At 65.6% G+C, this 24,037-nt stretch carries 18 protein-coding genes and 1 rRNA gene; 4 read left to right on the top strand and 15 right to left on the bottom strand.

Annotated features, from left to right (window positions below):
• Positions 1–110 precede the first annotated feature (110 nt).
• On the top strand, positions 111–1,043 hold the full coding sequence (locus AVAK2825_RS22920; RefSeq protein ID WP_284402729.1) for an inositol monophosphatase family protein: 933 nt from the start codon (positions 111–113) through the stop codon (positions 1,041–1,043).
• Positions 1,044–1,135: 92 nt separating this feature from the next.
• On the opposite strand, the gene AVAK2825_RS22915 is transcribed toward AVAK2825_RS22920, so the two are convergent.
• Both AVAK2825_RS22915 and AVAK2825_RS22910 read right to left on the bottom strand, forming a co-directional pair.
• Positions 1,136–2,266, bottom strand: coding sequence for a response regulator (locus AVAK2825_RS22915; RefSeq protein ID WP_284402728.1), 1,131 nt, complete (start codon positions 2,264–2,266; stop codon positions 1,136–1,138).
• 12 nt (positions 2,267–2,278) lie between these two features.
• Positions 2,279–7,195, bottom strand: a complete 4,917-nt coding sequence (locus tag AVAK2825_RS22910) for a PAS domain S-box protein (protein ID WP_284402727.1) — start codon at positions 7,193–7,195, stop codon at positions 2,279–2,281.
• Positions 7,196–7,598: 403 nt separating this feature from the next.
• Here AVAK2825_RS22910 and AVAK2825_RS22905 point away from each other — a divergent pair, with 403 nt between their 5' ends.
• From AVAK2825_RS22905 to xth, 3 genes are all read left to right on the top strand, one after another.
• Positions 7,599–8,672 carry a mechanosensitive ion channel family protein gene (locus AVAK2825_RS22905; RefSeq protein ID WP_502870598.1) on the top strand — a complete coding sequence of 358 codons (1,074 nt, stop codon included), beginning with the start codon at positions 7,599–7,601 and terminating at the stop codon, positions 8,670–8,672.
• A gap of 160 nt (positions 8,673–8,832) precedes the next feature.
• Positions 8,833–9,171 carry a response regulator gene (locus AVAK2825_RS22900; RefSeq protein WP_284402725.1) on the top strand — a complete coding sequence of 113 codons (339 nt, stop codon included), beginning with the start codon at positions 8,833–8,835 and terminating at the stop codon, positions 9,169–9,171.
• 342 nt (positions 9,172–9,513) lie between these two features.
• The gene (gene xth, locus AVAK2825_RS22895) at positions 9,514–10,290 is read left to right on the top strand and encodes an exodeoxyribonuclease III (protein WP_284402724.1); all 777 of its coding nucleotides are present in this window, start codon (positions 9,514–9,516) and stop codon (positions 10,288–10,290) included.
• A 36-nt stretch (positions 10,291–10,326) separates the two neighbouring features.
• Here xth and AVAK2825_RS22890 read toward each other — a convergent pair whose 3' ends face one another.
• The 13 genes from AVAK2825_RS22890 to rrf form a co-directional block, all read right to left on the bottom strand.
• On the bottom strand, positions 10,327–11,586 hold the full coding sequence (locus tag AVAK2825_RS22890) for a hypothetical protein (RefSeq protein WP_284402723.1): 1,260 nt from the start codon (positions 11,584–11,586) through the stop codon (positions 10,327–10,329).
• Between the two features lie 554 nt (positions 11,587–12,140).
• Positions 12,141–13,109 carry a ferritin-like domain-containing protein gene (locus AVAK2825_RS22885; RefSeq protein ID WP_272568244.1) on the bottom strand — a complete coding sequence of 323 codons (969 nt, stop codon included), beginning with the start codon at positions 13,107–13,109 and terminating at the stop codon, positions 12,141–12,143.
• Between the two features lie 195 nt (positions 13,110–13,304).
• Complete coding sequence (gene ntrC, locus AVAK2825_RS22880) at positions 13,305–14,924, bottom strand: nitrogen regulation protein NR(I) (protein ID WP_284402722.1); 1,620 nt, start codon at positions 14,922–14,924, stop codon at positions 13,305–13,307.
• 42 nt (positions 14,925–14,966) lie between these two features.
• The gene (glnL, locus tag AVAK2825_RS22875) at positions 14,967–16,040 is read right to left on the bottom strand and encodes a nitrogen regulation protein NR(II) (protein WP_502869138.1); all 1,074 of its coding nucleotides are present in this window, start codon (positions 16,038–16,040) and stop codon (positions 14,967–14,969) included.
• A gap of 5 nt (positions 16,041–16,045) precedes the next feature.
• Positions 16,046–16,546: a hypothetical protein gene (locus tag AVAK2825_RS22870; protein ID WP_284402721.1), complete on the bottom strand. Its 501-nt coding sequence runs from the start codon at positions 16,544–16,546 to the stop codon at positions 16,046–16,048.
• A 194-nt stretch (positions 16,547–16,740) separates the two neighbouring features.
• On the bottom strand, positions 16,741–18,156 hold the full coding sequence (gene glnA / locus AVAK2825_RS22865) for a type I glutamate--ammonia ligase (RefSeq protein WP_272551879.1): 1,416 nt from the start codon (positions 18,154–18,156) through the stop codon (positions 16,741–16,743).
• 169 nt (positions 18,157–18,325) lie between these two features.
• Positions 18,326–19,147 carry a competence/damage-inducible protein A gene (locus AVAK2825_RS22860; protein ID WP_284402720.1) on the bottom strand — a complete coding sequence of 274 codons (822 nt, stop codon included), beginning with the start codon at positions 19,145–19,147 and terminating at the stop codon, positions 18,326–18,328.
• The gene (locus tag AVAK2825_RS22855) at positions 19,144–20,016 is read right to left on the bottom strand and encodes an EI24 domain-containing protein (protein ID WP_284402719.1); all 873 of its coding nucleotides are present in this window, start codon (positions 20,014–20,016) and stop codon (positions 19,144–19,146) included. The genes AVAK2825_RS22860 and AVAK2825_RS22855 overlap by 4 nt, the downstream gene beginning before the upstream one ends.
• Before the next feature lie 37 nt (positions 20,017–20,053).
• On the bottom strand, positions 20,054–21,097 hold the full coding sequence (locus AVAK2825_RS22850; protein WP_284402718.1) for a sterol desaturase family protein: 1,044 nt from the start codon (positions 21,095–21,097) through the stop codon (positions 20,054–20,056).
• Positions 21,098–21,135: 38 nt separating this feature from the next.
• On the bottom strand, positions 21,136–21,951 hold the full coding sequence (locus tag AVAK2825_RS22845; protein WP_284402717.1) for a polysaccharide deacetylase family protein: 816 nt from the start codon (positions 21,949–21,951) through the stop codon (positions 21,136–21,138).
• A 13-nt stretch (positions 21,952–21,964) separates the two neighbouring features.
• Positions 21,965–22,924 (bottom strand): YncE family protein, encoded by a 960-nt coding sequence (locus tag AVAK2825_RS22840; RefSeq protein ID WP_502870599.1) that lies wholly within the window; start codon positions 22,922–22,924, stop codon positions 21,965–21,967.
• A 165-nt stretch (positions 22,925–23,089) separates the two neighbouring features.
• Positions 23,090–23,830: a 16S rRNA pseudouridine(516) synthase gene (locus AVAK2825_RS22835; protein ID WP_284402716.1), complete on the bottom strand. Its 741-nt coding sequence runs from the start codon at positions 23,828–23,830 to the stop codon at positions 23,090–23,092.
• Between the two features lie 94 nt (positions 23,831–23,924).
• Positions 23,925–24,037, bottom strand: a 5S ribosomal RNA gene (rrf, locus tag AVAK2825_RS22830).

The raw sequence follows: 24,037 nt of genomic DNA, 5'->3' as shown, positions 1-24,037 counted from the left end.
ACGGGTAAAATCGCGCGCTCATTGTCGCCGTCCGCATCGCCGGGGCGCCATTCCCCGTTCCTGAACCGCCAGGCCGCCCTTGCCGCGCGCCCGGCCCACGCCACAATCCAATGTCGACCAATCTGCACCCCATGCTCAACGTGGCCATCAAGGCCGCACGCGCCGCCGGCGCCATCATCAACCGCGCGGCCCTGGACGTGGAATCCGTGCGGATCTCGCAAAAGCAGATCAACGATTTCGTGACCGAGGTGGACCACGCGAGCGAAAAGGCCATCATCGAGACGCTGCTCACGGCCTACCCCGGCCACGGCATCCTGGCCGAGGAATCGGGCAGCGAATACGGCGCGAAGGATTCGGAGTTCGTCTGGATCATCGACCCGCTGGACGGCACCACCAACTTCATCCACGGCTTTCCGGTCTATTGCGTGAGCATCGCGCTGGCCGTGCGCGGCAAGGTCGAGCAGGCCGTGATCTACGACCCGACCCGCAACGACCTCTTCACCGCCACCAAGGGCCGCGGCGCCTACCTGAACGAGCGCCGCATCCGCGTCTCCAAGCGCACGCAGCTCAAGGAATGCCTGATCTCCACCGGCTTTCCGTTCCGCCCGGGCGACAACTTCAAGAACTACCTGAACATCATGGCCGACGTGATGCAGCGCACCGCCGGCCTGCGCCGCCCGGGCGCCGCCGCGCTGGACCTGGCCTACGTGGCCGCGGGCTACACCGAAGCGTTCTTCGAGACCGGCCTGTCGATCTGGGACGTGGCGGCCGGCTCGCTGCTGGTGACCGAGGCCGGCGGCCTGGTGGGCAACTTCACGGGCGAGGCGGACTTCCTGGAGCAGCGCGAATGCCTGGCCGGCGCACCGCGCATCTACGGCCAGCTGGTGCCCATCCTGAGCAAATACAGCCAGTTCGCCAGCGCCGGTGACAAGGCGGCCGTGCGCCAGGCGGCGGCCAACCTCTCGCTGCCCACGGACGGCCTGGACGACGTGGCGCCGGCCACCCCGGCCGAGGACGGCGAAGCCGCCACCGGCGCCCGCTGACCCGGCCGCGCCCGCGCGAAGGGATTGCCGCTGCGGCCCGTGGGCCGAGCGGCAGTCCCTTTTTTCTTTTCGGGCCCGTGGCCCGTGCCGGCCTATTCCGGGTCGGGGTACTTGAGCGCGATGTCTCGGAAGTCGTCGGCCAGGTCCACGAAGGCATCCACCATGTCGGGGTCGAAATGCGTGCCGCGGCCCCGCACGATGGTGGCGCAGGCCTGCTCGTGCGAGTACGCGGGCTTGTAGATGCGCTTGCTGATGAGCGCGTCGTACACATCGGCCACGGCCATGAGCCGTGCCGAGACGGGAATGGCATCGCCCGCCAGGCCCTCCGGGTAGCCGCTGCCGTCCCACTTTTCCTGGTGGCTGTAGGCGATCTCCTTGGACACGCTCAGGAAGGCCACGCGCATGCCCAGGCGGCGCTCGGCGTCCTCGATGGCGTTGCGGCCCAGCGTGGTGTGCGTCTTCATGACCTCGAACTCTTCCACCGTGAGCTTGCCGGGCTTGAGCAGGATGCGGTCGGGAATGCCGATCTTGCCGATATCGTGCAGCGGCGCCGACTTGTACAGCAGCTCGATCATGCGTTCGGTCAGCGTCTGCTCGAAGCGCGGGTGCAGGCGCAGGTGCTCGGCCAGCGCCTTCACGTACAGCTGCGTGCGGCGGATGTGGTTGCCCGTCTCGTTGTCGCGCGTTTCGGCCAGGGAGGTCATGGCCATGATGGTCACGTCCTGGATGGCCTGCACTTCCAGCGTGCGCATGGCCACCTCGCGCTCCAGGTAGGCGCTCTTGTCGCGCAGGAAGTCGGCGGTGGCCTTCAGCGCCAGGTGGGTGTGCACGCGCGCCAGCAGGATGGGCGGGCTGATGGGCTTGGTGATGTAGTCCACCGCACCGGCGGCCAGGCCCGTGCGCTCGTCGTCCGAGGTGGAGCGCGCGGTGAGGAAGATGACCGGAATGTCGCGCGACTGCGGGTGCGCCTTGAGCTGGCGGCAGACCTCGTAGCCGTCGATGCCCGGCATCATGATGTCCAGCAGGATCAGGTCGGGCGGCGGGGACGACTGCGCGATCCGCAAGGCCTTCTCGCCCTGGTTGGCGACCTTGACGTGGTAGTGGTCACGCAGCAGGGTGCCCATGAGCGTGAGGTTGTCGGGCGTGTCGTCCACCACCAGCACGGTGGCGATGGGTTTTTCGACAAAGAGGGACTCGTCGGCATAGAAATGGGGGATGTCCATGGGGTGGTCCTGTCATGCGGCCCCGCCTGGAGAAGGCTCGGACCCGTCGAGGTCCGATTGCGCCGCGGCATGCAGCGTGTCCAAGGCCCGCTCAAACTCGAAACTCCGGGTATCCGATTCCAGCGCAGCGAACGCCGCGCCCAACGCACTTTCCAGCACCGGCCTATTTTGCTGCAGATGGTCCACGGCGGCCGGGTCATCGGCCTGCAGCAGCACCCGCAGGCGCTGCAGGGCCGGGCGCAGCGCCATCGGGGCCGGCTGGCCCGGCGGCGCATTCCCCGGCGCCAGGGCGGCAGGCTGCGCTGCCGCGGTCCAGGCGTCCAGACCTTCCAGCAGCTCGGCCACGCGCCGGTCCACGCCGTCGCACAGGCGCTGCAGCGCCGCGCTGCGCTGGCCGGTGCGCAGCGCCTGCTCCAGGGCCTCGGCCTCGTGGGACAGCGGCTGCGCGCCGATGTTGGCCGCCACCGAGCGCAGCGTGTGCGCCAGCCGCTCGGCCTGCTCCCAGTCCTGCGCCCGCACCGCGCCGGACAGGTCGCGCGCCACGTGCCGCTGGCCTTCGGCGAACCGGCGCAGCATGTCGGCATACAGCGCGGGCCGGCCCAGCGCGCGCTGCAGCCCGAGCGCCGTGTCGAGCCCCGGCACGCCCTGGGGCAGTTGCGCAGACCCGCCCAGCGCCGCGGCGGTCGCGGCCGAGGCCCCGGTGCCCGTCGGGCCGGCGGCCACCGCGGGCCCCGGCGCCCCGCCGGCCTCGTCCAGGCGTACACCCAGCCCCGGGCGCGGCCGGATCCACCGCGCCAGCGCCCGCCAGAGCACCGCCGGCTCGATGGGCTTGGGCACGTGGTCGTTCATGCCGGCGGCAAAGCAGCGCTGGCGGTCGGACTCCATGGCGTTGGCGGTCATGGCGATGATCGGCAGGTTGGAGTGGCGCGGGTCCGCGCGCAGCGCGCGTGTGGCGGTCTCGCCGTCCATCACGGGCATCTGCATGTCCATGAGCACGGCGTCGTAGTCCTGGCGCTCGATGCATTCGAGCGCGGCCTGCCCGTGCGCGGCCACGTCCACCACGAAGCCAGCATCGCGCAGCAGCTCCAGGGCCACGAGCTGGTTCAGTTCGTTGTCCTCCACCAGCAGCACGGTGGCGCCGCGAACGGCCAGCGGCGGCTGGTCGCTGCCGGGCTGGGCCAGGTGGGCCTGCGTGGGCATCCAGCCGTGCTCCAGCGGCTGCATGAGCGTGTCGTACAGCACCGAGGCGCTCACCGGCTTGACCAGCACGGTCTCGATGCCCTGCGCACGGGCGGCGAGCATGACCTCTTCGCGCCCGTAGGCGGTGACCATGAGCATCTGCGGCACGCGGTCCAGGCCGATCTCGCGGATGCGGCGGGCCAGCTCGATGCCGTCCATGCCCGGCATGTGCCAGTCGATCAGCAGCAGGCCGTAGGGGTGCCGCTCGTCGATGCCCTGGCGCAGCGCGGCCAGCGCCTGCAGGCCGGACTCCACCTCGGTCGTCTCGAAGCCCATGGCCTGCAGCATGTCGGACAGCACGGTGGCCGCCGTCTGGTTATCGTCCACCACCAGCACGCGGCGCCCGCGCACGCCGGGCGGCGGCAGCAGTGCGGGAACGGTCATGCCGCAATCGAGCGGCAGCGTCACCCAGAAGGCCGAGCCCTTGCTGGGCTCGCTTTCGGCGCCCACCTCGCCGCCCATGAGTTCGGCCAGGTTCTTGCAGATGGCCAGGCCCAGGCCGGTGCCGCCGTAGCGGCGCGTGGTGGACGCATCGGCCTGCTGGAAGCTCTGGAACAGCCGCCCCATCTGCTCGGGGGTCATGCCGATGCCGGTGTCGCGCACCTCGAAGCGCAGCAGCACGCGCTGGCCGGCGCGCTCGAGCACGCGCACCAGGATGTGGATCTCGCCGCGCTCGGTGAACTTGATGGCGTTGTTGGCGAAGTTGATGAGGATCTGCCCCAGCCGCAACGCATCGCCCACCAGGTGCGCGGGCACGTCGGCCGCGGCATCGAGCACCAGCTCCAGCCCCTTCACGCCCGCCTTGTAGCCCACCACGTCGGCCACGCCCTCCAGCATGCGGTCGAGTACGAAGGGCTGCTTTTCGACGATGAGCTTGCCCGCCTCGATCTTGGAGAAATCCAGGATGTCGTTGATGACGCCCAGCAGGTGCTGCCCGGCCTGCTGGATCTTGGAGACGTAGTCGCTCTGGCGCGGCGTGAGGCCCGATTTGAGCGCCAGGTGCGACATGCCGATGATGGCGTTCATCGGCGTCCGAATCTCATGGCTCATGTTGGCCAGGAAGTTGGATTTGAGCGCCGTGGTTTCCTCCGCCATCTCCTTGGCGCGGCGCAGTTCGCGCTCGGCACGCTGGCGGTCGGTGATGTCCACGAAGGTGCCGATCACGCCGCCCGGCGTGCCATCGGGCCTCTGGAACCCGTGCAGCCAGAACAGCGTGTGGTGGATCTCGCCGTCGGCATAGGGCAGGTCCACCTCCTTGTGCACCGACTGCGCGCCGCTCAGCGCGAACTGCGCATCGGAGTCGAAGGCGGCGCGCTCGGCCTCGGACAGGTAATGCAGGTCCAGCACGGTGCGGCCGATGAGGTCGTTGCGGCGCACGCCGAAGGCGCGCTCGTAGGCCCGGTTGAAGCCCACGTAGCGCCCCTCCGCATCCTTGTAGAACAGCGGCACGGGAATCGCGTCGATGAGCGCCTGCTGGAACACCAGCTGCTCGGCCACCTGTGCCTCCAGCAGCTTCTGGTCGTTCACGTCCACCTGCACGCCGATCAGTCGCCGCGCGCGGCCTTCGTCGTCGCGGATGATGCGCGCCGCGCACAGGAACCAGCGCACCTCGCCATCGTGCCGCACCACGCGCCAGGAGTCCTGCAACTGGCCGTCGCTGCCAGCCAGCGCGCTGTCGATGCGCGCCTGGGCGCGGGCCCGGTCTTCGGGGTGCAGACGGTCGAGCCAGTCCTGCAGGCTGCGCCCTCGCGGCTGCGGCGGCACGCCGTACAGGGATTCGAGCTTGTCGCTCCACACCAACCGGTCCGAGGCCAGGTCCAGATCGAACACGCCCACCTTGCCAGCCTCCTGCGCCAGCGCCAGGCGGTCGTTGATCTCGCGCATGGCTTCCTCGGCCGCGCGCGCCTCGCTCACGTCCTCGATCACCCACAGGCACGAATCGCTGAAGCCGTCCATCTCCAGGCCGCGGCCGGACACGCGGGCCTCGAACGTCGTGCCGTCCAGTCGGTGCAGCGTGCAGACCTCCCGGACCGCCTCGCCCGCCGCCAGCCGGGCGCCGGTGCGCTCCAGAAACACGCCATGGCCCTGCGCGCCGCCGAACATCCGCGACACGGAGTGGCCGAGCAACTCGGTGGCCGAGCCTTTCATCAACTCGGCGAATGCCGGGTTGAACTGGCGGAACACGCCGTCGCACACCAGCAGGATGGGCGGCGCGTTGTCGAAGATGGCGGTCTGCTGGGCCAGCAGGTCGTTGAGCAGGCGCTCGCGCCGCTGCAGTTCGTGGTGGGCGGTGATGCGGTCGGTGACGTCCTCGTGCAGCCCGACGATGGCGATGCGCCGGCCCCGCTGGTCGAACACAGGCGAGAGCGTCGCCTCTTCATGGAACAGGGTGCCGTCCGCCCGGCGGTTGATGAATTCGCCGCGCCAGGACTGGCCCGACAGCAGCCGCGCCCACAGTTGCTGGTAGGTCTCGGGTGGCGTCTGGCCGCTGGAGATGACCGAGGGCTTGCGGCCACGCACCTCCTGCAGCGTGCGGCCGCTGTTGCGCTCGTACTCGGTGTTGACCCACTCGATGCGCCCCTGCGCGTCGGTGATGACCACCGCCACCGGGCTGGTCTGCAGCGCCGCGCCCAGCACCTGGAACCGCTCCATCGCGGACGCCATGCGCGCGCGGTGGCGCAGCATCTCCAGCATCATCCCGCCCATGAGCAGCAGCAGGGCGAACGTGCCGCCGCCGATCAGCCAGCGCCGTGACGGGGGCAGCAGCGCGCTCACATCGTCCAGCGCGACGAGCTGCCAGGTGCCGTCGGGATCCTTCCAGTCGAGCGGGTGCTTGTCGAGCGCGTAGGTCGTCCCGTTCACCACCACCTCGCGCGCATCGAGCCGAAACGGCAGCGCCGACGCCACGCCGTTGTCGAAGACCTTGCCGAACTGCCGCTGGTCGCGCACGGCATCGATGCGTGCCTGGGTGAGCGGCGGCGCCATGGCGTAGCGCCATTCAGGCCGGGTGGCCGAAAAGGCCACGCCCTTGGGCGACATCAGCAGCATGGGGTAGCCCGAGCGGGCCATCTGCGCATCGAACGCGTCGAACGACACCTTGACCATCACCACGCCGATGATGGCGCTGGCCGGCGAATCGCCCTCGTACAGCGGCGCGGCGTAGTACAGGCCGCGCTCCTGCGTGTTGCTGCCCAGGGCCGGGTACACGTTCACGCCGCCCCGGATGGCCTGCTTGAAATACGGCCGGTAGGCCAGGTTGATGCCGGTGGACGGCGCGCCCGGCGTCTCGTGCGCCACCACGGTGCCATCGCGCGACAGCACGTACACGCCGCTCATGAGGAACCGGCCGCGCACCACGGCCAGGCGGGCGAGCGCCTCGGGCGCATCGGGGGGCAGCTCGCCGGTCGCCACCTCTTTGAGCGCGGGCTCGCTGAGTCCCAGCAGCGTCACGGCGCCGAGGATCGGGCTGCCCATGCTCTGGTTGAGCAGCGAATCGGCCGTGTGCGCCAGCTGGCGGCTGCGCTCTTCCCCCCGGCCCGAGGCACGCACGTGCGCCACGGTTTCGACCACCAGCCACGCACCGAGCAGCGCCATGGCGATGACCAGCGCGGCCCCACGGCGCCACCGCGCGTCGCCCATGGCGTGGTCGTGCAGGCCGCCGATGCCGCCGGAGCGGGTGCTCACCGCCATGGGCCGGTACCCCATGCCGCTGGCCGGCCCCGGGGGCCGAAGGCGGTCGCGCAGGTAGCGCGCTCGCTATGCATTCGTGGAGATACCATCACAGTCGCTTTGAACCTTCCATCACGGCAGGACACACACACTGGTCAGGACATGCCTGAGGGGCACGCGCCCTGCAGTATGTCAAAACGTAACAGTTCTTGGAACCTTTTACTTCCAAGCCGTTTCTGGACAATCGGGATGTACCCGCGCCCGGCCCGCTGCGGCCAGGGCACCGCCCTGTCAAAACCGGGGGGTCAACCGGTCCTGTCCGTTTCCCATCTCGCCCGGCCGGCGAGCGGCCGCCCCGAAGCGGCCCGCCCATCCCACCGCCGTTTCTTTTCTTGCCACCCCACCCCAAGGAGCCCCCTCGACGATGCTGGATTTCCTGTCCCTCTCCCCCTGGCTCGCCACCTTGCTCGGCGCCAGCCTGGCCGCCATGGCCGGTGCCATGGCCCACCGGATCGCCGCGCTGCTCGCCCTGCGGGCCACGCGCGGGCTGCCCGTGCTGCAGACCGTCGTGCAGGCCTGCGTCCCCGCCATGCGCGTGCTGCTGCCCCTGTTCGCCACGCAATTGGTCTGGGTGGCCGCGGCCGAGACGCTGCCCCACCTCGGCACGGTGCGGCACCTCACGGGGCTGGCGCTCATCGCGGTGACGGCCTGGGCGCTGATCGCCGCCATCGGCGGAGTGGCGGACGGGCTCATCGCCCGCTACCCGGCGAACGTGGAAGACAACCTGACGGCACGCCGCGTGGCCACGCAGGCCCGGGTGCTGTCGCGCACCGCCATGACGGGCGTGGTGATGGCCGCGGTATCGCTCATGCTCATGACCTTTCCTGGCGCACGGCAGGTGGGCGCCAGCCTGCTGGCCTCGGCCGGCGTGGTCGGCATCGTGGCCGGTATCGCGGCACGGCCGGTGTTCAGCAACATCATCGCGGGCCTGCAGATCGCGCTGGCCCAGCCCATCCGCATCGACGACGTGCTGATCGTGCAGGGAGAATGGGGCCGCGTGGAAGAGATCACGGGCACCTACGTGGTGCTGGCCATCTGGGACGAGCGGCGGCTGATCATCCCGCTGCAGTGGTTCATCGAGAACCCCTTTCAGAACTGGACACGGACCAGCTCGCAGATCCTGGGCACCGTGTTCCTGTTCGCGGACTACCGCCTGCCGCTGGACCCGCTGCGTGCCGAACTGGACCGCATCCTGGAGACGGCACCGGAATGGGACCGGCGCGTGAGCGTGCTGCAGCTCACCGACGTGACCGAGCGCACCATCCAGATCCGCGTGCTGGTCTCGGCCCGATCGTCGGGCCTGGCGTTCGACCTGCGCTGCCGCGTGCGCGAGGCGCTGGTCAGCTTCATCCAGCGCGAATACCCCGACTGCCTGCCGCAGGTGCGTGGCCCGCAGGAGACCGCGCGTGCCGACGCGCCGCTCGCCCCGTCGCCGTGACGACCACCCACAAACCCCTATTGCAGGAACTCCGTTTGCCACGCGGCGCTGGCGGCCATGCCATGTCTTTTGACATAGGCGGTTGGAGCGCTTGCAGGTATAAAACGCAGTTACTAGAAAGACGAGCGGAATGACTCAAAGGGCGGCGGAAATACTGGTGGTGGACGATCATCCCGAGACGGCGGAGCTGGCAGCCATGGCCCTCCAACTGGATGGTTTTACCGCTGCGATTGCCAACAGCGGCGCGGACGCGCTGAACTACATCGAAAAGCACCAGCCGGCCTGCGTGCTCCTGGATTTCGACATGCCGGGCATGGACGGGCTGGAACTGGCGCGGCGCGTGCGCGAAAAGCACAACGACGATATCGTCCTGATCGCCCTGACCGGCTGGACGGACACCAACGACCGCGTCACCGAACTGCTGGCGGTGGTGGACCACCACTTTCTCAAGCCCGTCGACTGGCGGCGCCTCACGGGCATCCTGTCGCCGCTGCGCTGACCGCCTTCGCTGGGCCACGGTTGCGGCTTCAAGGCGCCGCGCATAAGCCCCCTCCCCGGCCTTGACGACGCCTTCGTTCTCCGCCGCGCGGCCTGCCGCCTTCGGTTTCCCCGCGCTGCCACCCAGGCCTCTTTTCCCGGCCATTGCAGGCCTTCTCGACCCAAAGCGGCACGGCATTCGGCCCTCCTCGACACCGCAGCGTCCCCTCACCCAGCAATTTCGCGTGGGGCGTCCCCCACCCGGGGGAAAATCGGCGGATTCATCCCCGCGCGAAGCCACATGGCCGCAAGCGGGGGATGCTCCGAAGACGAACGGCGCGTGCGCCAACAAGATGGGTCGAACATGAAACTTGCCACCTGGAACATCAACTCCCTCTCCGTGCGCCTGCCCCAGGTGATCGCCTGGCTCGCCGACAACCCCGTTGACGCGTTGTGCCTGCAGGAACTGAAGCTGGTGGACGAAAAGTTTCCCCACGACGCGTTGAAGGAGATCGGCTACCACGCGGTGGCCTTCGGCCAGAAAACCTACAACGGCGTCGCCATCCTGAGCCGCAGCCCGCTGCGCGACGTGGTGCGGAACATCCCCGCCCACGAAGACGCGCAGGCCCGCGTGATCGCCGCCACCCTGGACACCCCGGACGGCCCCCTGCGGCTGGTGAATGGCTATTTCGTCAACGGCCAGGCACCGGGGTCGGAAAAATTCGCCTACAAGATGCTGTGGCTCGAAGCGCTGCACCGCTGGCTGCGCGAGGAATTGCAGGCGCACCCGCGCCTGGCCCTGCTGGGCGATTTCAACGTGGCCCCCGAAGACCGCGACTCGTTCGATCCGGTGGGCCTCAAGGACACCATCCACCACACCGTGGAGGAACGCGGCCATTTCCAGCAGCTGCTGCAACTGGGCCTGACCGACGCCTACCGATTGTTCGACCAGCCCGAAAAGAGCTACTCGTGGTGGGACTACCGCATGCTGGGCTTCCAGAAGAACCGCGGCCTGCGCATCGACCACATCCTGGTGAGCGAAGCGCTGCGGGGGCGCGTGACGGCCTGCACCATCGACCGCGCGCCGCGCAAGAACCCGCAGCCCAGCGACCACGCGCCGGTCGTCGCCACGCTGGATTGACCACCGAAGACGCGCGGCCCAGAGGGCCGCCAGCGGTCAGCGACGGGCCGCGCCCGCCAGCCCCATTTCCACATCCGACGGCCTGCGGGCGGTGGGACCCAGGCACTCCTGCGCCCAGGCCATCACGTTGGGCGCCTGTTGCCAGCCGTCCTTGATTTTCCGGGCGGCGTAGGCTCCGCCCTGGGCCACATACGGGACCCCGATTTCGATCAACCCCGACATGAGTCCGAACAGCATGACCGACGAGGCCCGCTTGCCCGCCAGCATGCCGGCATCGGCACGGTCGGGGGGCAGCGATGCCGGCGATCCTGCGAGGTCGATGCTGGCGTTGGCGGCGAAGAGTTCGGACGCGAACAGGCCCACCGTGGCCACGACCGCGACCGGCACGGGTGAGGTCACCAGGGATTTGGCGCCCTGCAGCGCCGACGGGCCCATGGCCTTGATCCTGTCGCCCCAGGAGGCCTGGGTCTTGTCGATGACCTCGGGCAGGTCGTCGCGCAGCAGCATGCGAGCGTCGTACGGCACCGTCTGCGACAGCTTCATCACGTTCTTCGCCCCGGCGGCCAGCATGCCGCCGAACCCATCGATGAAGGTCGCGTCGATTCGGTCCGCCCAGGCACGGTTCACGCTGTGGTCGCCCCGGCCCTCAATGGCGGCCTGGATGTAGGGCTCCACCGTCCTGGGCAGGTTCTTGGTCACGTTGAGACCCGCCGAAACGCCCGCGTTCTTGAGAATCTCTGCATGCGGATCCGGCCGCAGCGACACCGGCAACCGGGCGTTGCCGCCGTAGTCGTTGTAGATGCCGGGCTTGATGATGGCCCCGCCCACCACACTGGTGAACACATCCACCGCGCCCACGCCGACGCCCACCGCCAGCCCCAGCAGGGAGGGATTCTTGAGCAGCGCCAGCGGCAGCATCGCCACCAGCTTTTCGTTGGCCGCCGTCATGGCGGCCATGTAGCCCGCGCCGTCGGCAAAACCCATTCCGATAAAACTCAGCGTCGCATCGTGCCGCCACGCCTGGCTCAGGAAATCGTGGAGCTTCTTCGGGGTGTCGATGCCTTTCGTGAAAAGCACTTCGGTGTTGCGCTCCAGCCGCGCGACCACGTCCGGCGCCTGCGCGGCGCCCGGCCCCAGGAGCGAGGCGATCGTGTCCTCAGCGGCGTCATGCAACGCCTCCTCCCGAGGGAGAGACGTTCGGGCGGAGAAATAGACCGAGGTCCGGTCGGACACGCTGTCGGACAGGTCGATCTCGACGAACGAAGCGGCCTCCAGGGAGGAGATGGACCCAGGCATGGCGGCATGCTCGCCCCCGGCCGGCCGCACCGACCCGGATGGCCGCGGCAATGCAGCCCGGGGCGAAGGCGCGACGGCGTCGCCGTGCGGCCTGCCAGAGCGTGGAAAAAGCGGCTGGAGCCCGCCCGAAGACGCCGTGGTTTGCGCACGGGAGCGTTGCGGGGGCGCGGTCGTACTGGCGTTGGTCTCGCGCCGATCGGCACCAGGAAAGCTCTGCCCCCGTTCGGGGCCCGGCCGCCGGGCAGATACCGGGCTGCTGTGGATTGCGTTCATGAAATCTCCCCCCTTTTGTTGTGAACGGAATGGTCCACCGGATTGGCACACCACCGGTGAACCGCTCACTCTAGGGTTCGTCCACGGACCGTTGCAGGCCCCCAAGCGAAGCGCCGCAGCACGATGCGAACGAGATTTGCAGGATTGCTGGCAGACGCAAAAAAGCCCCGGGGGTCCGGGGCTCTTGAGGTACAGGGTTGCAGCGAAATAACCACCGCCACGGCCACCGCAGTGGCGGTGACAGCGGCAGCTCAGCTTTCGCGGAACCCGCTACGGACGCGTTATGCCGCAGCCTGGAAGCGATTGCGCAAGGCACGCACTTCGTCGTGGTTGCGCTGGGCGCCTTCGGCCTGGCGTTCCACCATGGCACGCACGTTGGCCGGCAGAGACGCCTTCAGCGCCTTGCGGTAACGGGCCACGGCCGCGTCCTCGCCGCGCTCGCACTCTTCCAGCACGGCCTTGTCGTCACGCGTGGACATCGCCGCCTTGACGGACACCCAGCCGCGATGCAGCGCACCGGACATCGAACCACCGCTGGATGGCTCGCCACCGTGGTTGCGGATTTCGCGTTCCAGTTCCGTGGCCGCAGCCGCACATTCGCTGGCATGGCGCAGGAAGATGCCCTTCAGTTCCGGCGAGTCGGCGTGCTCGGCCGAAGCCTTGAAGCCGTATTCGCCATCGCGGCAGGATTCCAGCAGGTCGTCCAGCACATCGACCACGTCGTCGTTGTCCACCAGGGCAGTGGTGTTGTCGTAGGTGTTGCCGTACGTGGAGTCGGAGGCCAAAGTGGTGCCGCGGCCTGCGCGCTCCCAGGCGGCGCGGGCAGCGGGACGGGCTTCTTCCCATTCGAGGCGGCTGGTCGAGCGTGCCGTGCCCCAGTCACGGGCCAGGTTGGGTTCGACGGCTTCGAAGTCACCGTCATAGCGGCCGACCGAGCTCCAGCCCAGTTCGTAGGCAGGACGGTATTCGTCATAGGCACGGCCCTTCACGTAGTAGGGCTCGCGGTCGTAGCTTTCACGCCAGTAGGCGTCTTCCACGGTGGGGTTGACCGACTCGGCAGCCGCCTTGCCGGCCAGGCCGCCGACCACCGCACCCGCCACACCACCCACCGCGGCGCCGATCGGGCCGCCGAAGGCACCGGCCGCCGCTCCCGCCATTGCGCCACCAGCAGCGCCGACGCCGGTGCCCACGGGGTGCGCGCCAGGCTCGTTGGTCAGAGGGTCGCGGTTTGCATCGTTGAAATCGGACATGAAGTAACTCCGGTTGGTTGAACAGTGCCTTCATTCTTCAAGGCATCCATTGCGCCGGAGGTCGGCCTGTGCACCGCACGCCTGTAGGACTCGTGCCTGCACAGGCCGGCGTGAAAACACTGGCCGGATCTTGCTCTATTGCTACAAAATCAATAGCTACATGCCGGCGTTTTCATTGCCGTGGAGGCCTTTTTGTCATGCATCTTCAGGTGCATCCAGGCCCAGCTCCTGGATCTTGCGCGTGATGGTGTTGCGACCGATTCCGAGGCGCTGCGCTGCCTCCATGCGCCGTCCGTGCGTGGCGGCCAGCGCCGTGCGGATGAGGCGCGACTCGAAGCGCCGCGACAGCGCATCCCAGACCTCGGTCTGCCCCCCGGACAGCAGCTTGTGCGCCTCGGCTTCCAGCGCCTGCTCCCAACCCGGCGGGTCGGCGAGGATCACCTGCGACGCCCCGGCCGACGGGATGGCCGCGCCCAGGGCCGGTGCGGCAAACACCCGGTCTTCCCGGGGCAGCGCCGCCGCTGCAGGAATGGCCGGTGCGGTGCCTTGTGAAGCCGGGGCCGCCAGCGTGGAAACCGGCGCCTCGCTGCGCGGCTCTGGCGAGGCCGCTGCTGCGTCCAGCGGCGTTGCCGCCACCGGCGCCTCCAGGACTTCGGGCGGCAGGTCCTGCAGCGAGATCACCTGCGCCGGCGCCATCACGGTCAGCCAGTGGCAGATGTTCTCCAGTTGCCGCACGTTGCCGGGAAAGCCGAACTGGCCCAGCCGGACGAGCGCGGCGTCGGAGATGCGCTTGGGCTCCACGCCCAGTTGCCGCGCGCTCTGCTGCAGGAAGTGCCGCGTCAGCATGGGCACGTCTTCATGGCGCTCCCGAAGCGCGGGCAGGCGCAACCGGATGACGTTGAGGCGGTGGAAAAGGTCTTCGCGGAACACGCCGTCCTTCACCCGGCGTTCCAGGTCCTGGTGGGTCGCCGCGATCACCCGCACATGGGCTTTGACGCCGGCATGGCCGCCCACGCGGTAGAACTGGCCATCGGACAGCACGCGCAGCAGCCGCGTTTGCAGGTCGAACGGCATGTCGCCGATTTCATCGAGGAACAGCGTGCCGCCTTCCGCCTGCTCGAATCGCCCGCGCCGCTGCGTCTGCGCGCCGGTGAAGGCGCCGCGCTCGTGGCCGAACAGTTCGCTTTCCAGCAGGTCTTTCGGGATGGCCGCGGTGTTGATGGCCACGAAGGGGCCGCCGGCCACGGGCGAATGCTTGTGCAGCGCGCGCGCCACCAGTTCCTTGCCTGAGCCCGATTCGCCGGTGATGAGCACCGTGACCTGGCTCTGGCTCAGCCGCCCGATGGCCCGGAACACGTCCTGCATGGCCGGGGCCTGTCCCAGCATTTCAGGCGCGGCGGTCTGGCGCTCTTCAGTGACTTCTTCGCGCTGGCTTTCTTCGACGGCGCGGCGGATCAGCTCCACCGCCTTGGGCAGGTCGAAGGGCTTGGGAAGGTATTCGAAAGCGCCACGCTGAAAAGCGGAGACCGCGCTGTCCAGATCGGAATACGCCGTCATGATGATGACGGGCAGGCCCGGCTGCTGTTCGCGCACTTTCTCCAGCAGTTGCAGGCCCGAGCCACCCGGCATGCGGATGTCGCTCACTAGCACCTGCGGACCTTGCCGCTCGGGATCGCCGGGGGTGATTTCAGCCAGCGCTTCCAGCACCTCGCGCGGGTGGGTGAAGCTGCGCGTCGGCAAGCTCTCGCGTGCCAGCGCCTTCTCTAGGACGAAGCGGATCGAGGGGTCGTCATCTACTATCCAGATCGGCTTCATGTGTTGGTTCTACCTTGTTCCCATGGATTGCTTATCGGGACCTCAAGGCAAGGGAATGAGGATTCGGAAATCGGTGCGACCCGGCACGCTGTCGCATTCGATCAATCCGTGGTGGCGCTGCACAAAGGTTTGCGCCAGCGTCAGCCCCAACCCCGATCCCCCATCACGCCCTGTCACCAAAGGATAGAAAATCCGCTCCTTGATGGCTTCGGGCACGCCCGGTCCGTTGTCGATGACATGCAATTCCAGTGCCAGCCGATACCGCTGCCGGCCGAAGGTGACCTGGCGCGCCACGCGCGTGCTCAACGTGATGAGCGCGTCGCCCACGGCAATGCGTTCAGTCAGCACCTGGGCAGCGTTCTGCACGATGTTCAGCAGCGCCTGGATGAGTTGCGCGCGGTCGCCGCGGAACTCGGGAATCGAGGTGTCGTAGTCGCGCTGCACGCGCAGCCCCTGCGGGTACTCCACCAGCACCAGCGACCGCACACGCTCGCACACCTCGTGGATGTTCACGTCGCCCACCAGGTGTGGATGGCGGTGGGGTGCCAGCAGGCGATCCACCAGGCTCTGCAGCCGGTCCGCCTCGTGGATGATGACCTGCGTGTATTCGGTGAGCTCGGGATTGTCGAGTTCCATCTCCAGCAACTGCGCCGCGCCGCGAATGCCGCCCAAGGGGTTTTTGATCTCGTGTGCCAGGTTGCGGATCAATTCCTTGTTGGCGAGAGCCTGTTCGCGCAGGCGCTCTTCGCGGTCCTGCCGGGCCTGCGCCTCCAGAGGCCACAGTTCGACCAGGATTTCGCCCGTGTGCTCTGCGACCGCCAGGTGCACGTGCACGGGCATCGCATCTTGCTGCTGGGCGCGACGAAGCGCGGCCTCGAAGCGCAGCGCGGCGAAGTCCTGCCCACGCGCTCCGGCCAGGGCCGTCTGCAGCAGCGCCGGGTCGGAAAAATAGCCGCTGAAGTCGGAGCCTTCGAGCGTGCGCCGCGACAGCCCCAGCATGTTCTCCAGGGACGCATTGGCGAACAGCACGGCCCCGTCGGGTTGCAGCACAGCCACCAGCGTGGACACGAGGTCCAGCGCCTGGTAGCGCGCGGTATCGGGTTTGGAAGAAGCCACCACGCTCAGCGATTGGCCGCGGGCAGGCGGGCGAGTTCGCGCTTGATGCCGGCCACATCGCTGTCCGCGCGGGCGAGGCTGGCCTTCAGCTCGGCGGTGCGCTCCATCCACAGCTGGGGGTTGCGCAGTTCGAGGGCGGTGCGCTGGGGCTCGCCGTTGTTGTATTCCTTGGCGATCTCGGCCTGACGTGCCTCGGCCTTGCGGAGTTCGGCTTCGAGGATGGCGCGCGCATCGGAATCCCTCGCGCGCTGGTCGTTGGTGTCCACCCGTGGGGCATTGGCGGGCGAGGTGCTGGCGCTCGGCGCGCCCGAAGCCGCTGGCGCGCCGCCTGGCCGCGCGCCCTGCACGACCGTCACATTGCCGCCTTCGACCAGTTTGCAGCCACGTTCCTTGGCCTGGCTGGCATTGTTGGTGTATTCATTGCCGCAGCGGTAGATGCGATCCTGCGACCACGCGGCGGGCGCCACGGCGGCGACGGCCATCAGTGCGATGAGTGTTTTTTTCATTCAGGTTCCTCGCAAGGCATGCCGGCGGCATGCGGGAGATGCCAGGGGAGTATCTCCCAATCGCTGGGCCTCGCCAATCGGCGCCCCCGGTCCATGGCGGTTATTCGCCCATGGGTCACGGCGCTGGCAACGCCATGAAAAAAGGCGGCCGAAGCCGCCTTTTGGTGGTGTGTCCCGTGGCTGCAGCCCAGGGATCACAGCGAGTAGTACATGTCGTATTCCACGGGGTGGGGCGCCATGCGGAAACGCGTGACTTCGCCCATCTTCAGGTCGATGTAGGCGTCGAGCATGGAGTCGGAGAACACGCCACCCTTGGTAAGGAAACCGCGGTCCTTGTCCAGATACTCCAGCGCCTGGTCGAGGCTGTGGCACACGGTCGGGACCAGCTTGTCTTCCTCGGGCGGCAGATGGTACAGATCCTTCGTGGCGGCTTCGCCGGGATGGATCTTGTTTTCCACGCCATCCAGGCCGGCCATCATGAGGGCCGAGAAGCACAGGTACGGGTTGGCCGATGGATCGGGGAAGCGTGCCTCGATGCGGCGGCCCTTGGGGTTCGCCACGTAAGGAATGCGGATCGATGCCGAGCGGTTGCGAGCCGAGTAGGCCAGCTTCACCGGGGCTTCGAAGCCGGGCACCAAGCGCTTGTAGCTGTTGGTGCCAGGGTTGGTGATGGCGTTCAGGGCACGTGCATGCTTGATGATGCCGCCGATGTAGTACAGGGCGAAGTCCGACAGGCCGGCATAGCCGTCGCCAGCGAACAGGTTCTTGCCGTCCTTCCAGATCGACTGGTGCACGTGCATGCCGGAGCCGTTGTCGCCGGCGTAGGGCTTGGGCATGAAGGTCGCGGTCTTGCCGTAGGCATTGGCCACGTTCCAGACCACGTACTTCAGGACCTGGGTCCAGTCGGCACGCTCGACCAGCGTGCTGAACTTGGTGCCGATCTCGTTCTGGCCTGCGCCCGCCACTTCGTGGTGGAACACTTCGACCGGAATGCCCAGGGATTCGAGGATCAGGGACATTTCAGCGCGCATGTCCTGCGTGCTGTCGACGGGGGGCACGGGGAAGTAGCCGCCCTTGACCGTGGGACGGTGGCCGCGGTTACCGCCTTCGAGCTTGGCGCCGGAGTTCCAGGGCGCTTCGTATTCTTCGATCTCGAACATGACCTTGCCGGGCTCATTGGACCAGCGCACGCCGTCGAAGATGAAGAATTCAGGCTCGGGGCCGAAGAAGGCCGTGTCGCCCAGGCCGGAAGCCTTCAGGTAGGCCTCAGCGCGCTTGGCGATGGAGCGGGGGTCACGGTCGTAGGCCTTGCCATCGCCCGGCTCGATCACGTCGCATTGCAGGAACAGCGTGGTTTCCTCAAAGAACGGGTCGATGTTGGCGGTGTTGGGGTCGGGCATGAGTTGCATGTCCGAAGCTTCAATGCCCTTCCAGCCCGCCACCGAAGAGCCGTCGAATGCGTGACCCGAAGAGAACTTGTCCTCATCGAAATGGGACACGGGCACAGTCACGTGCTGTTCCTTGCCGCGGGTATCGGTGAAGCGAAAGTCAACAAACTTGACCTCGTTCTCCTTCACCATCTTCATCACGTCTGCAACGGTCTTTGCCATCAGGTTCTCCAGGATTTAAGCGCTTGTTGAAAAAAACACCACGAAAGAAAAGCAGGTTGCGTGCCAGCCAGGTGCTGCAATGCACTAAGGCGGAGCACGCCCTCTTCCAGATCTGCCGCCTCACTGAATTTGCACCATTTAAGTGCAATTCATGGCGCAAAACAGGGCTCTAGAGATTTCGCACCATTTCAGGGCCGCAGTTTGCACCAAATTCATGCAACGCTGCCTGTAACTCGGTCCAGGCGGCGGGCACCAACTCTGCGGGGCCTTTGACGCCAAGCTCGATGTGGCGCCCATGCACGGGATGGTCCACGCTCGGCAGGCTGAAAACACGTACCGACGCGTGCTGGCTTTCAATCCGCTCCATCAACGGCGTCAGAGCCGCCTCCATCGCGCCGTAGACCACGACGGAATGCTCGGTTTGGGGGGCGCGATTGAACCACTGCGCACAGTGGCGGTCCAGCACCCATTCCACCATCGGCCAAGCCATCACGGGAAAGCCCGGCACGAAATGCACGGCACCGCCGGCACCGCCGTCGCATGAAAAACCAGGAATCTTGTTGTAGGGATTGGGAATGATGCGAGCCCCCTCGGGAAACACCCCCATGTTCAGTCGGTGCACATTGTCCGCACGGTCGGGCTCATAAGGCACGCCCTGCTCCGTCGCGACGTCCTGCATGCGCTCCCGAATCAACGATTCCGCTTCTGGATGCAACCGGAGCGGCACGTTCAGCGCGCGCGCAGCGCATTGGCGAGTGTGATCGTCGGGCGTGGCACCGATACCGCCGCAGGAAAACACCACATCCCCGGAAGCGAAGGCACGCTGCAAGGTCGCGGTAATGCGGCCTGGGTCGTCACCCACATAGTCGGCGTAGGCCAACTGCAAACCGCGCGCTCCCAGCAGCTCGATCACCTTTGGCAGGTGCTTGTCGGCGCGCTTGCCGGACAGGATTTCGTCGCCAATGATGATGAGTCCGAAGGAAGGGGTCATGGTGCGGGGTTTGCGGGTGCAATGGGAGTAAGAGTGGGTGCAGCGCCAGCGCCGCCGCCGGCAGGACCGCCGGTTTGTTCGGCACGCAACTGTTGGAGCGCGTCCAGCGCGTAGTGGGTGAACCACAGGGAAGAGAAGGCGAACACCAGGGTGTAGATCCAGACGGCCAACGGAATCAGGACGAAAAACGCCGCAGCGAACAACACCCCGGACGCCCAGACGATTCCAGGCGCTGCCCCCAGGTAGCCGCACAAGATGCCGATGGTCAGCAGGCGCATGCGGTGGCACTTGAAAATGGCTTCGCGCTCCTGTCGGCTCGCATGCTCGGCCAACGCGTCAAACGCCATGACGCGGTAGGTCAGCCAACCCCAGATCAGCGGTGGCAGCACCAGCACCAGCGGTGGAATGAGCCAGAGCGGAACGGACACCACCAGCGCCGCCATGGCGGCCATCGTCGCGCCGAGAGACCATGCCAGGCTGGCCACCATCGACGCGCCGCGCTTGCGCTCCAGCAATGGGAAACGGCGCTTGGCCACCACCGTCACGAGCGCAGGCGTCATGATCACTGCGACCACCAGCACCGAGAAGATCATGATCACCGGCGTCGAGAGAACCACCACGATCAAAGGAGCGATGGCGGCAGGTGCCTGCTCGATGCCCCAGGCCTGAAACCATCCCCAAACCATCGCCAGAATGTCCGATGACTCCAGTGCGAAGCGGACCGCCTGCACCGCAATGCCCCAGAAAAAATGACTGGCCACCCAGGCCAGCAGCAGCATGAGCAGCAACGGCAGCAGCGAAAGCGCAATCACGCGGGGGTGCAGGCAATAGGCGGCAGCGCGCCAGAAGGAATCGATCAGCAATGCCATGGCGCGAGCATAGCGTGAGCAGAAGTCCGACCGCTGGCTAGGCTTTACCCAGGAGACGCAAAACACCTCGCCACTGCTGCGCCCAAAACCCCCGCCCATAGTTGCGAACACGGCCATCCGGCCCTGGCTGAACCTGATCCCGGACACCGGTCGGGTCGTATCGCAGTTCGAAATTGGCAGTCCGAAAGAGGATGTCCCACCAAGGCAGCAACACGCCGAAATTGCAGCCACCCAAGACCGTGACGGGTTTCTGGATGGGCTCGGCCTGGACATAGCGCTCCGCCACGACCTGCGATGGAGACTGGACCGGGCGCATCGTCACCGATTCGTGCCCGATGCCGATCGCATGGTGCAGGCGGTGAAACCGGGGACTCACCCAGAGACGCTCCCCCCAGCGGCCGAACCACACACGCAAATTGGCGTGATGGAAGTTCTCGCTCAATTGGGTCAAGGCCACGATGGCCACGAATTGGCCAGGTGCCACACCGATCAGTTGCGCCACGGTGACCACGATCGCATCCCGAAGCAGGTCATCCAGAAGGTGGTTGCGGTTGTCGCTCCACATGGTCATCTGCCGCTGCGAGTGGTGCAGCGAGTGCAGCCGCCACCACCATTCGAAGTGGTGTTGCCCGCGGTGAATCCAGTAGTCCAGGAAGTCAAACACTGCCAGATAAACCAGCAAGCTGACCCAAGGCAGGTCGGTCACGCCCGGCCATAGCGCATCCAGATGGAACGTGCTGATACCGTCCATGCGCAGCGCGCCGAAAAATGCGTCCCACAGCGGATCGATACTGAAGAAAAGTGCCAACCGAAACAGGCCGAGGCGGTGAATCAGTGTGTAGACAATGTCCGTCCGCACCGCGGCACGGTCGAGCAGGGGCTCTACGGGCCGCCAGCGCTGCAGCGGCGCAATGATTGCCAGCATCACCACCAGCTGCAGCAGTCCGACCAGCAGCCACCCGGTAGCGGCATAGCCATCCTCCAGCAGCCCCGCCATGCCCGTCGCGAACATCACAGGCTGAATGACCGACTCGAACAGACATTGCTGTGCGGTATCAAAACCGTTAGTCAACCAATCCATCGCTCACAACTCCTGTCCTGTCCATCGACTGATCGGACTCAACGCTTGCCCGTCAGCCAGTCGCGGTAATCGGGATGGTCATTCAGCGTTCTGAAGCAGAAACCGCGCTGCTTCAACCCGTCGATCAGCGGCTCCAAGACCGTTGGAGCCCACGGGTCCTTTCGCGACCAGATGCCCAGATGGGCCAGCAGAATGTCTCCGCTTCGAATATTGTCCAGTGCTTTCTTCAACAAGGCTGCATTGCTGAATTTTTCACTGGGTAGTTCATCGCCCAGGAAGCCTGCTGGCGACCAACCCACGTGTGCATAGCCGCAGGCTTTGGCAACGGCCAGAAGGCGAGGTGATGTCTTTCCGCCAGGCGCCCGGAAAAGTGGAAGGGGCGCCTTTCCCGTCACTTCGCGCAGGCGATCGGAAGCCCTTCGTATTTCGCTGCAATACTGCTCAGCGCTGAGGGTCAAATCCTTGCCAGCCTGAGGGCCAGAAGAGGAACGCACATGGAATTGCGGCGCAGTCGGCGTGCCAGCATCGGCACGCCAATAGGTATGGTCCATCGTGTGAGAGGCAAACGCATGCCCTTCTGCCGCCCGTGCATGCCACCACGGAGCCCAGGCCGTTCCCAAACTGCCATCGCCCGTTTTTGTTTTTTCATTGGCTGCAAAAAAAGTCACAAGGACTTTTTTTCGTTTGAGCACATCGGCAACCAAGGGGGCAATTTCCATGTGCCCTGTATCGAAGGTCAGGTACAGCGGTTTTTGGCAATCGGCTGCTTCAGCCGCTTCCGCCGTGCTCACGGCCCCAGATGCTATTAAAAAAATAGCATATAGACCCACGAAGGTCGAAGTGCGCAATGCCATTTTTTTTCCAGTTTTATCTGGGAGCGTGCTGCAGAGTCCAGACGCCGTGAGGCGATTTGCCCACATTGATTTTTTGAACGACCTTACGCTCTACCGTGTCGATGACCAACATCTTGCGGGCCCATCGGGCACTGACATAGATCCACCGGCCATCCGCAGAAACGTCCATGCAGTCTGGCCCACCGGGCGCCGGATAGGTATCGACGACTTGCCGTTTGACCATGTCGATCTTGCTGATCGTATTGGCGACCCGATTGCTGACATACACATGGCGCTTGTCACCTGCACCGCGGAACGCATGGGCACCGCTGCCGGTCTTGATCCTTTGGACGCTGCGAGGCGTATTTTCAGACACTTCGAACACCTCGACACTGTCGCTGCCCGTCAAACCGATGAACAGGAACTTATCGTCCGGGCTTCCATAGATGTCGGCCGGCATGGCTCCCGTCTTGATCCGCCACTTGATCTTCTGGGTTGCGATGTCGATCGCAACGAGTTCATCACTGTCCTGCATCGTGGAGTAGACCGTTCGGCTCTGGCTATCCACCCACAGATGACTCGGGGTTTTGGCTGTCGCCACCCTTTGTACCAAAGTCAGGTCTTTGCCATCCCAACGATAAAAGTCCACGTGGTTCAAGCGATTGGCCGCGGTGATCAGCCATTTCATGTCGGGAGTGAACCGCAAATGGTAAGGATCAACAATGCCTCGAACCGTACGTTGCACCTGGGCGGTCTTGGGATCAATGAAGGTCAGCGTATCTGCCAGCGCATTTGCTACCACGAGAGATTTCTCGTCCGGTGTCAGGTACATGTGGTGCGGCTCTTTCCCCGTGGGAATCCGCGAGGTTTCCGTCCAGGTAGCCGGATCAATCACGCTGATATCCGCTTCAAGCGAGTTCAGCACGAACACAGGAGGGGGTGACGAAGGGGCCGCACTGATCACAGTCGCAGCAAAAAAAGCCCACCCCAACAACGCACCGCGGAAACATCCGCCAAATGAAAACTTCACAGCATGTACTTTCACAACACGCGGCAGTGTAGCCGGTGCAAGTACACCGTATCTGCCCATTCGGGTAACAACCCGGCACCTCATCAGCCCAACGCAAGAGACGACAAAAAATTGATAGTCAGCGGCAGGCTAGCTCGTCAAGGCCGCAAGATCATTGTCATCAAGCCATTTCCACTGTCCTGACGCCAGATCGGTCGGCAATGCCAGATTGCCGATACGCGACCGGTGCAGGGTCTCCACACGGTTCCCCACTGCAGCAAGCATGCGTTTGACCTGATGGTACTTACCCTCCGTCAAAGTGAGGCTTACACCGTGATCGGATGTCTGAACACAAGCAGCGGCTTTCACCGCAACAGGATCATCATCAAGTACGACGCCTTCGAGCAAGCGGGAAATTTGAACTGCGCTCACAGGGTGTTTCGTCGCCACTTCGTACACTTTGGGAACATGTTTTTTGGGAGAACTCATGCGATGAATGAATTGCCCGTCATCGCTGAGTAACAGCAGTCCCGTCGTGTCTTGATCCAAGCGCCCTACCGCTTGCACACCCTGTATTGCACTTTTACAAGGTCGTTGTCGCAACGGCACAGGCAGCAATGTGTAAACACTTGGATAAGTGGAAGGTTTCTGAGAGCATTCGGTCCCTGATGGCTTGTGAAGCATCACATAGGCTTTGGGTTGGTACACCCACGTTTCCTCTTGAACCTGAAAACGCAATCCATCCGGCGTTACATCAACAGAGGAATCCGCGCAAATGCTGAATGCATCAGCTTTCGGGTCAAACAAGCGCACTAAGCCTCGTTGGATCAACCCTGCACATACCCTTCGTGTTCCGAAACCCTGGGAATAAAGAATATCTTGTAATTGCATGTGACTACAACTATATCGCTTGATTCAAAATTTTCATTCTCCAAAGCAAATCGCCCCGACATCGTTAGATGTCGGGGCGATTTGGGCTGTAAGAGCCTGACGATGACCTACTTTCACACGGGAACCCGCACTATCATCGGCGCAAAGTCGTTTCACTGTCCTGTTCGGGATGGGAAGGAGTGGGACCAACTTGCTATGGTCATCAGG

The organism is Acidovorax sp. SUPP2825 (assembly GCF_030158995.1).
GTDB lineage: Bacteria > Pseudomonadota > Gammaproteobacteria > Burkholderiales > Burkholderiaceae_C > Paracidovorax.
This window is presented reverse-complemented; position numbering and strand designations above follow the sequence as displayed.

Excerpts from the sequence above, each read along its gene's own strand:
- glnA (WP_272551879.1), bottom strand. The coding sequence starts at position 18,156 with ATGGCAAAGACCGTTGCAGACGTGATGAAGATGGTGAAGGAGAACGAG.
- AVAK2825_RS22910 (WP_284402727.1), bottom strand. The coding sequence starts at position 7,195 with ATGGCGGTGAGCACCCGCTCCGGCGGCATCGGCGGCCTGCACGACCAC.
- AVAK2825_RS22870 (WP_284402721.1), bottom strand. The coding sequence starts at position 16,546 with ATGAAAAAAACACTCATCGCACTGATGGCCGTCGCCGCCGTGGCGCCC.
- AVAK2825_RS22905 (WP_502870598.1), top strand. The coding sequence starts at position 7,599 with ATGCTGGATTTCCTGTCCCTCTCCCCCTGGCTCGCCACCTTGCTCGGC.
- AVAK2825_RS22835 (WP_284402716.1), bottom strand. The coding sequence starts at position 23,830 with ATGCAATTACAAGATATTCTTTATTCCCAGGGTTTCGGAACACGAAGG.
- xth (WP_284402724.1), top strand. The coding sequence starts at position 9,514 with ATGAAACTTGCCACCTGGAACATCAACTCCCTCTCCGTGCGCCTGCCC.
- AVAK2825_RS22885 (WP_272568244.1), bottom strand. The coding sequence starts at position 13,109 with ATGTCCGATTTCAACGATGCAAACCGCGACCCTCTGACCAACGAGCCT.
- AVAK2825_RS22855 (WP_284402719.1), bottom strand. The coding sequence starts at position 20,016 with ATGGCATTGCTGATCGATTCCTTCTGGCGCGCTGCCGCCTATTGCCTG.
- AVAK2825_RS22860 (WP_284402720.1), bottom strand. The coding sequence starts at position 19,147 with ATGACCCCTTCCTTCGGACTCATCATCATTGGCGACGAAATCCTGTCC.
- AVAK2825_RS22920 (WP_284402729.1), top strand. The coding sequence starts at position 111 with ATGTCGACCAATCTGCACCCCATGCTCAACGTGGCCATCAAGGCCGCA.
- AVAK2825_RS22850 (WP_284402718.1), bottom strand. The coding sequence starts at position 21,097 with ATGGATTGGTTGACTAACGGTTTTGATACCGCACAGCAATGTCTGTTC.
- ntrC (WP_284402722.1), bottom strand. The coding sequence starts at position 14,924 with ATGAAGCCGATCTGGATAGTAGATGACGACCCCTCGATCCGCTTCGTC.
- AVAK2825_RS22890 (WP_284402723.1), bottom strand. The coding sequence starts at position 11,586 with ATGCCTGGGTCCATCTCCTCCCTGGAGGCCGCTTCGTTCGTCGAGATC.
- AVAK2825_RS22915 (WP_284402728.1), bottom strand. The coding sequence starts at position 2,266 with ATGGACATCCCCCATTTCTATGCCGACGAGTCCCTCTTTGTCGAAAAA.
- AVAK2825_RS22845 (WP_284402717.1), bottom strand. The coding sequence starts at position 21,951 with ATGGCATTGCGCACTTCGACCTTCGTGGGTCTATATGCTATTTTTTTA.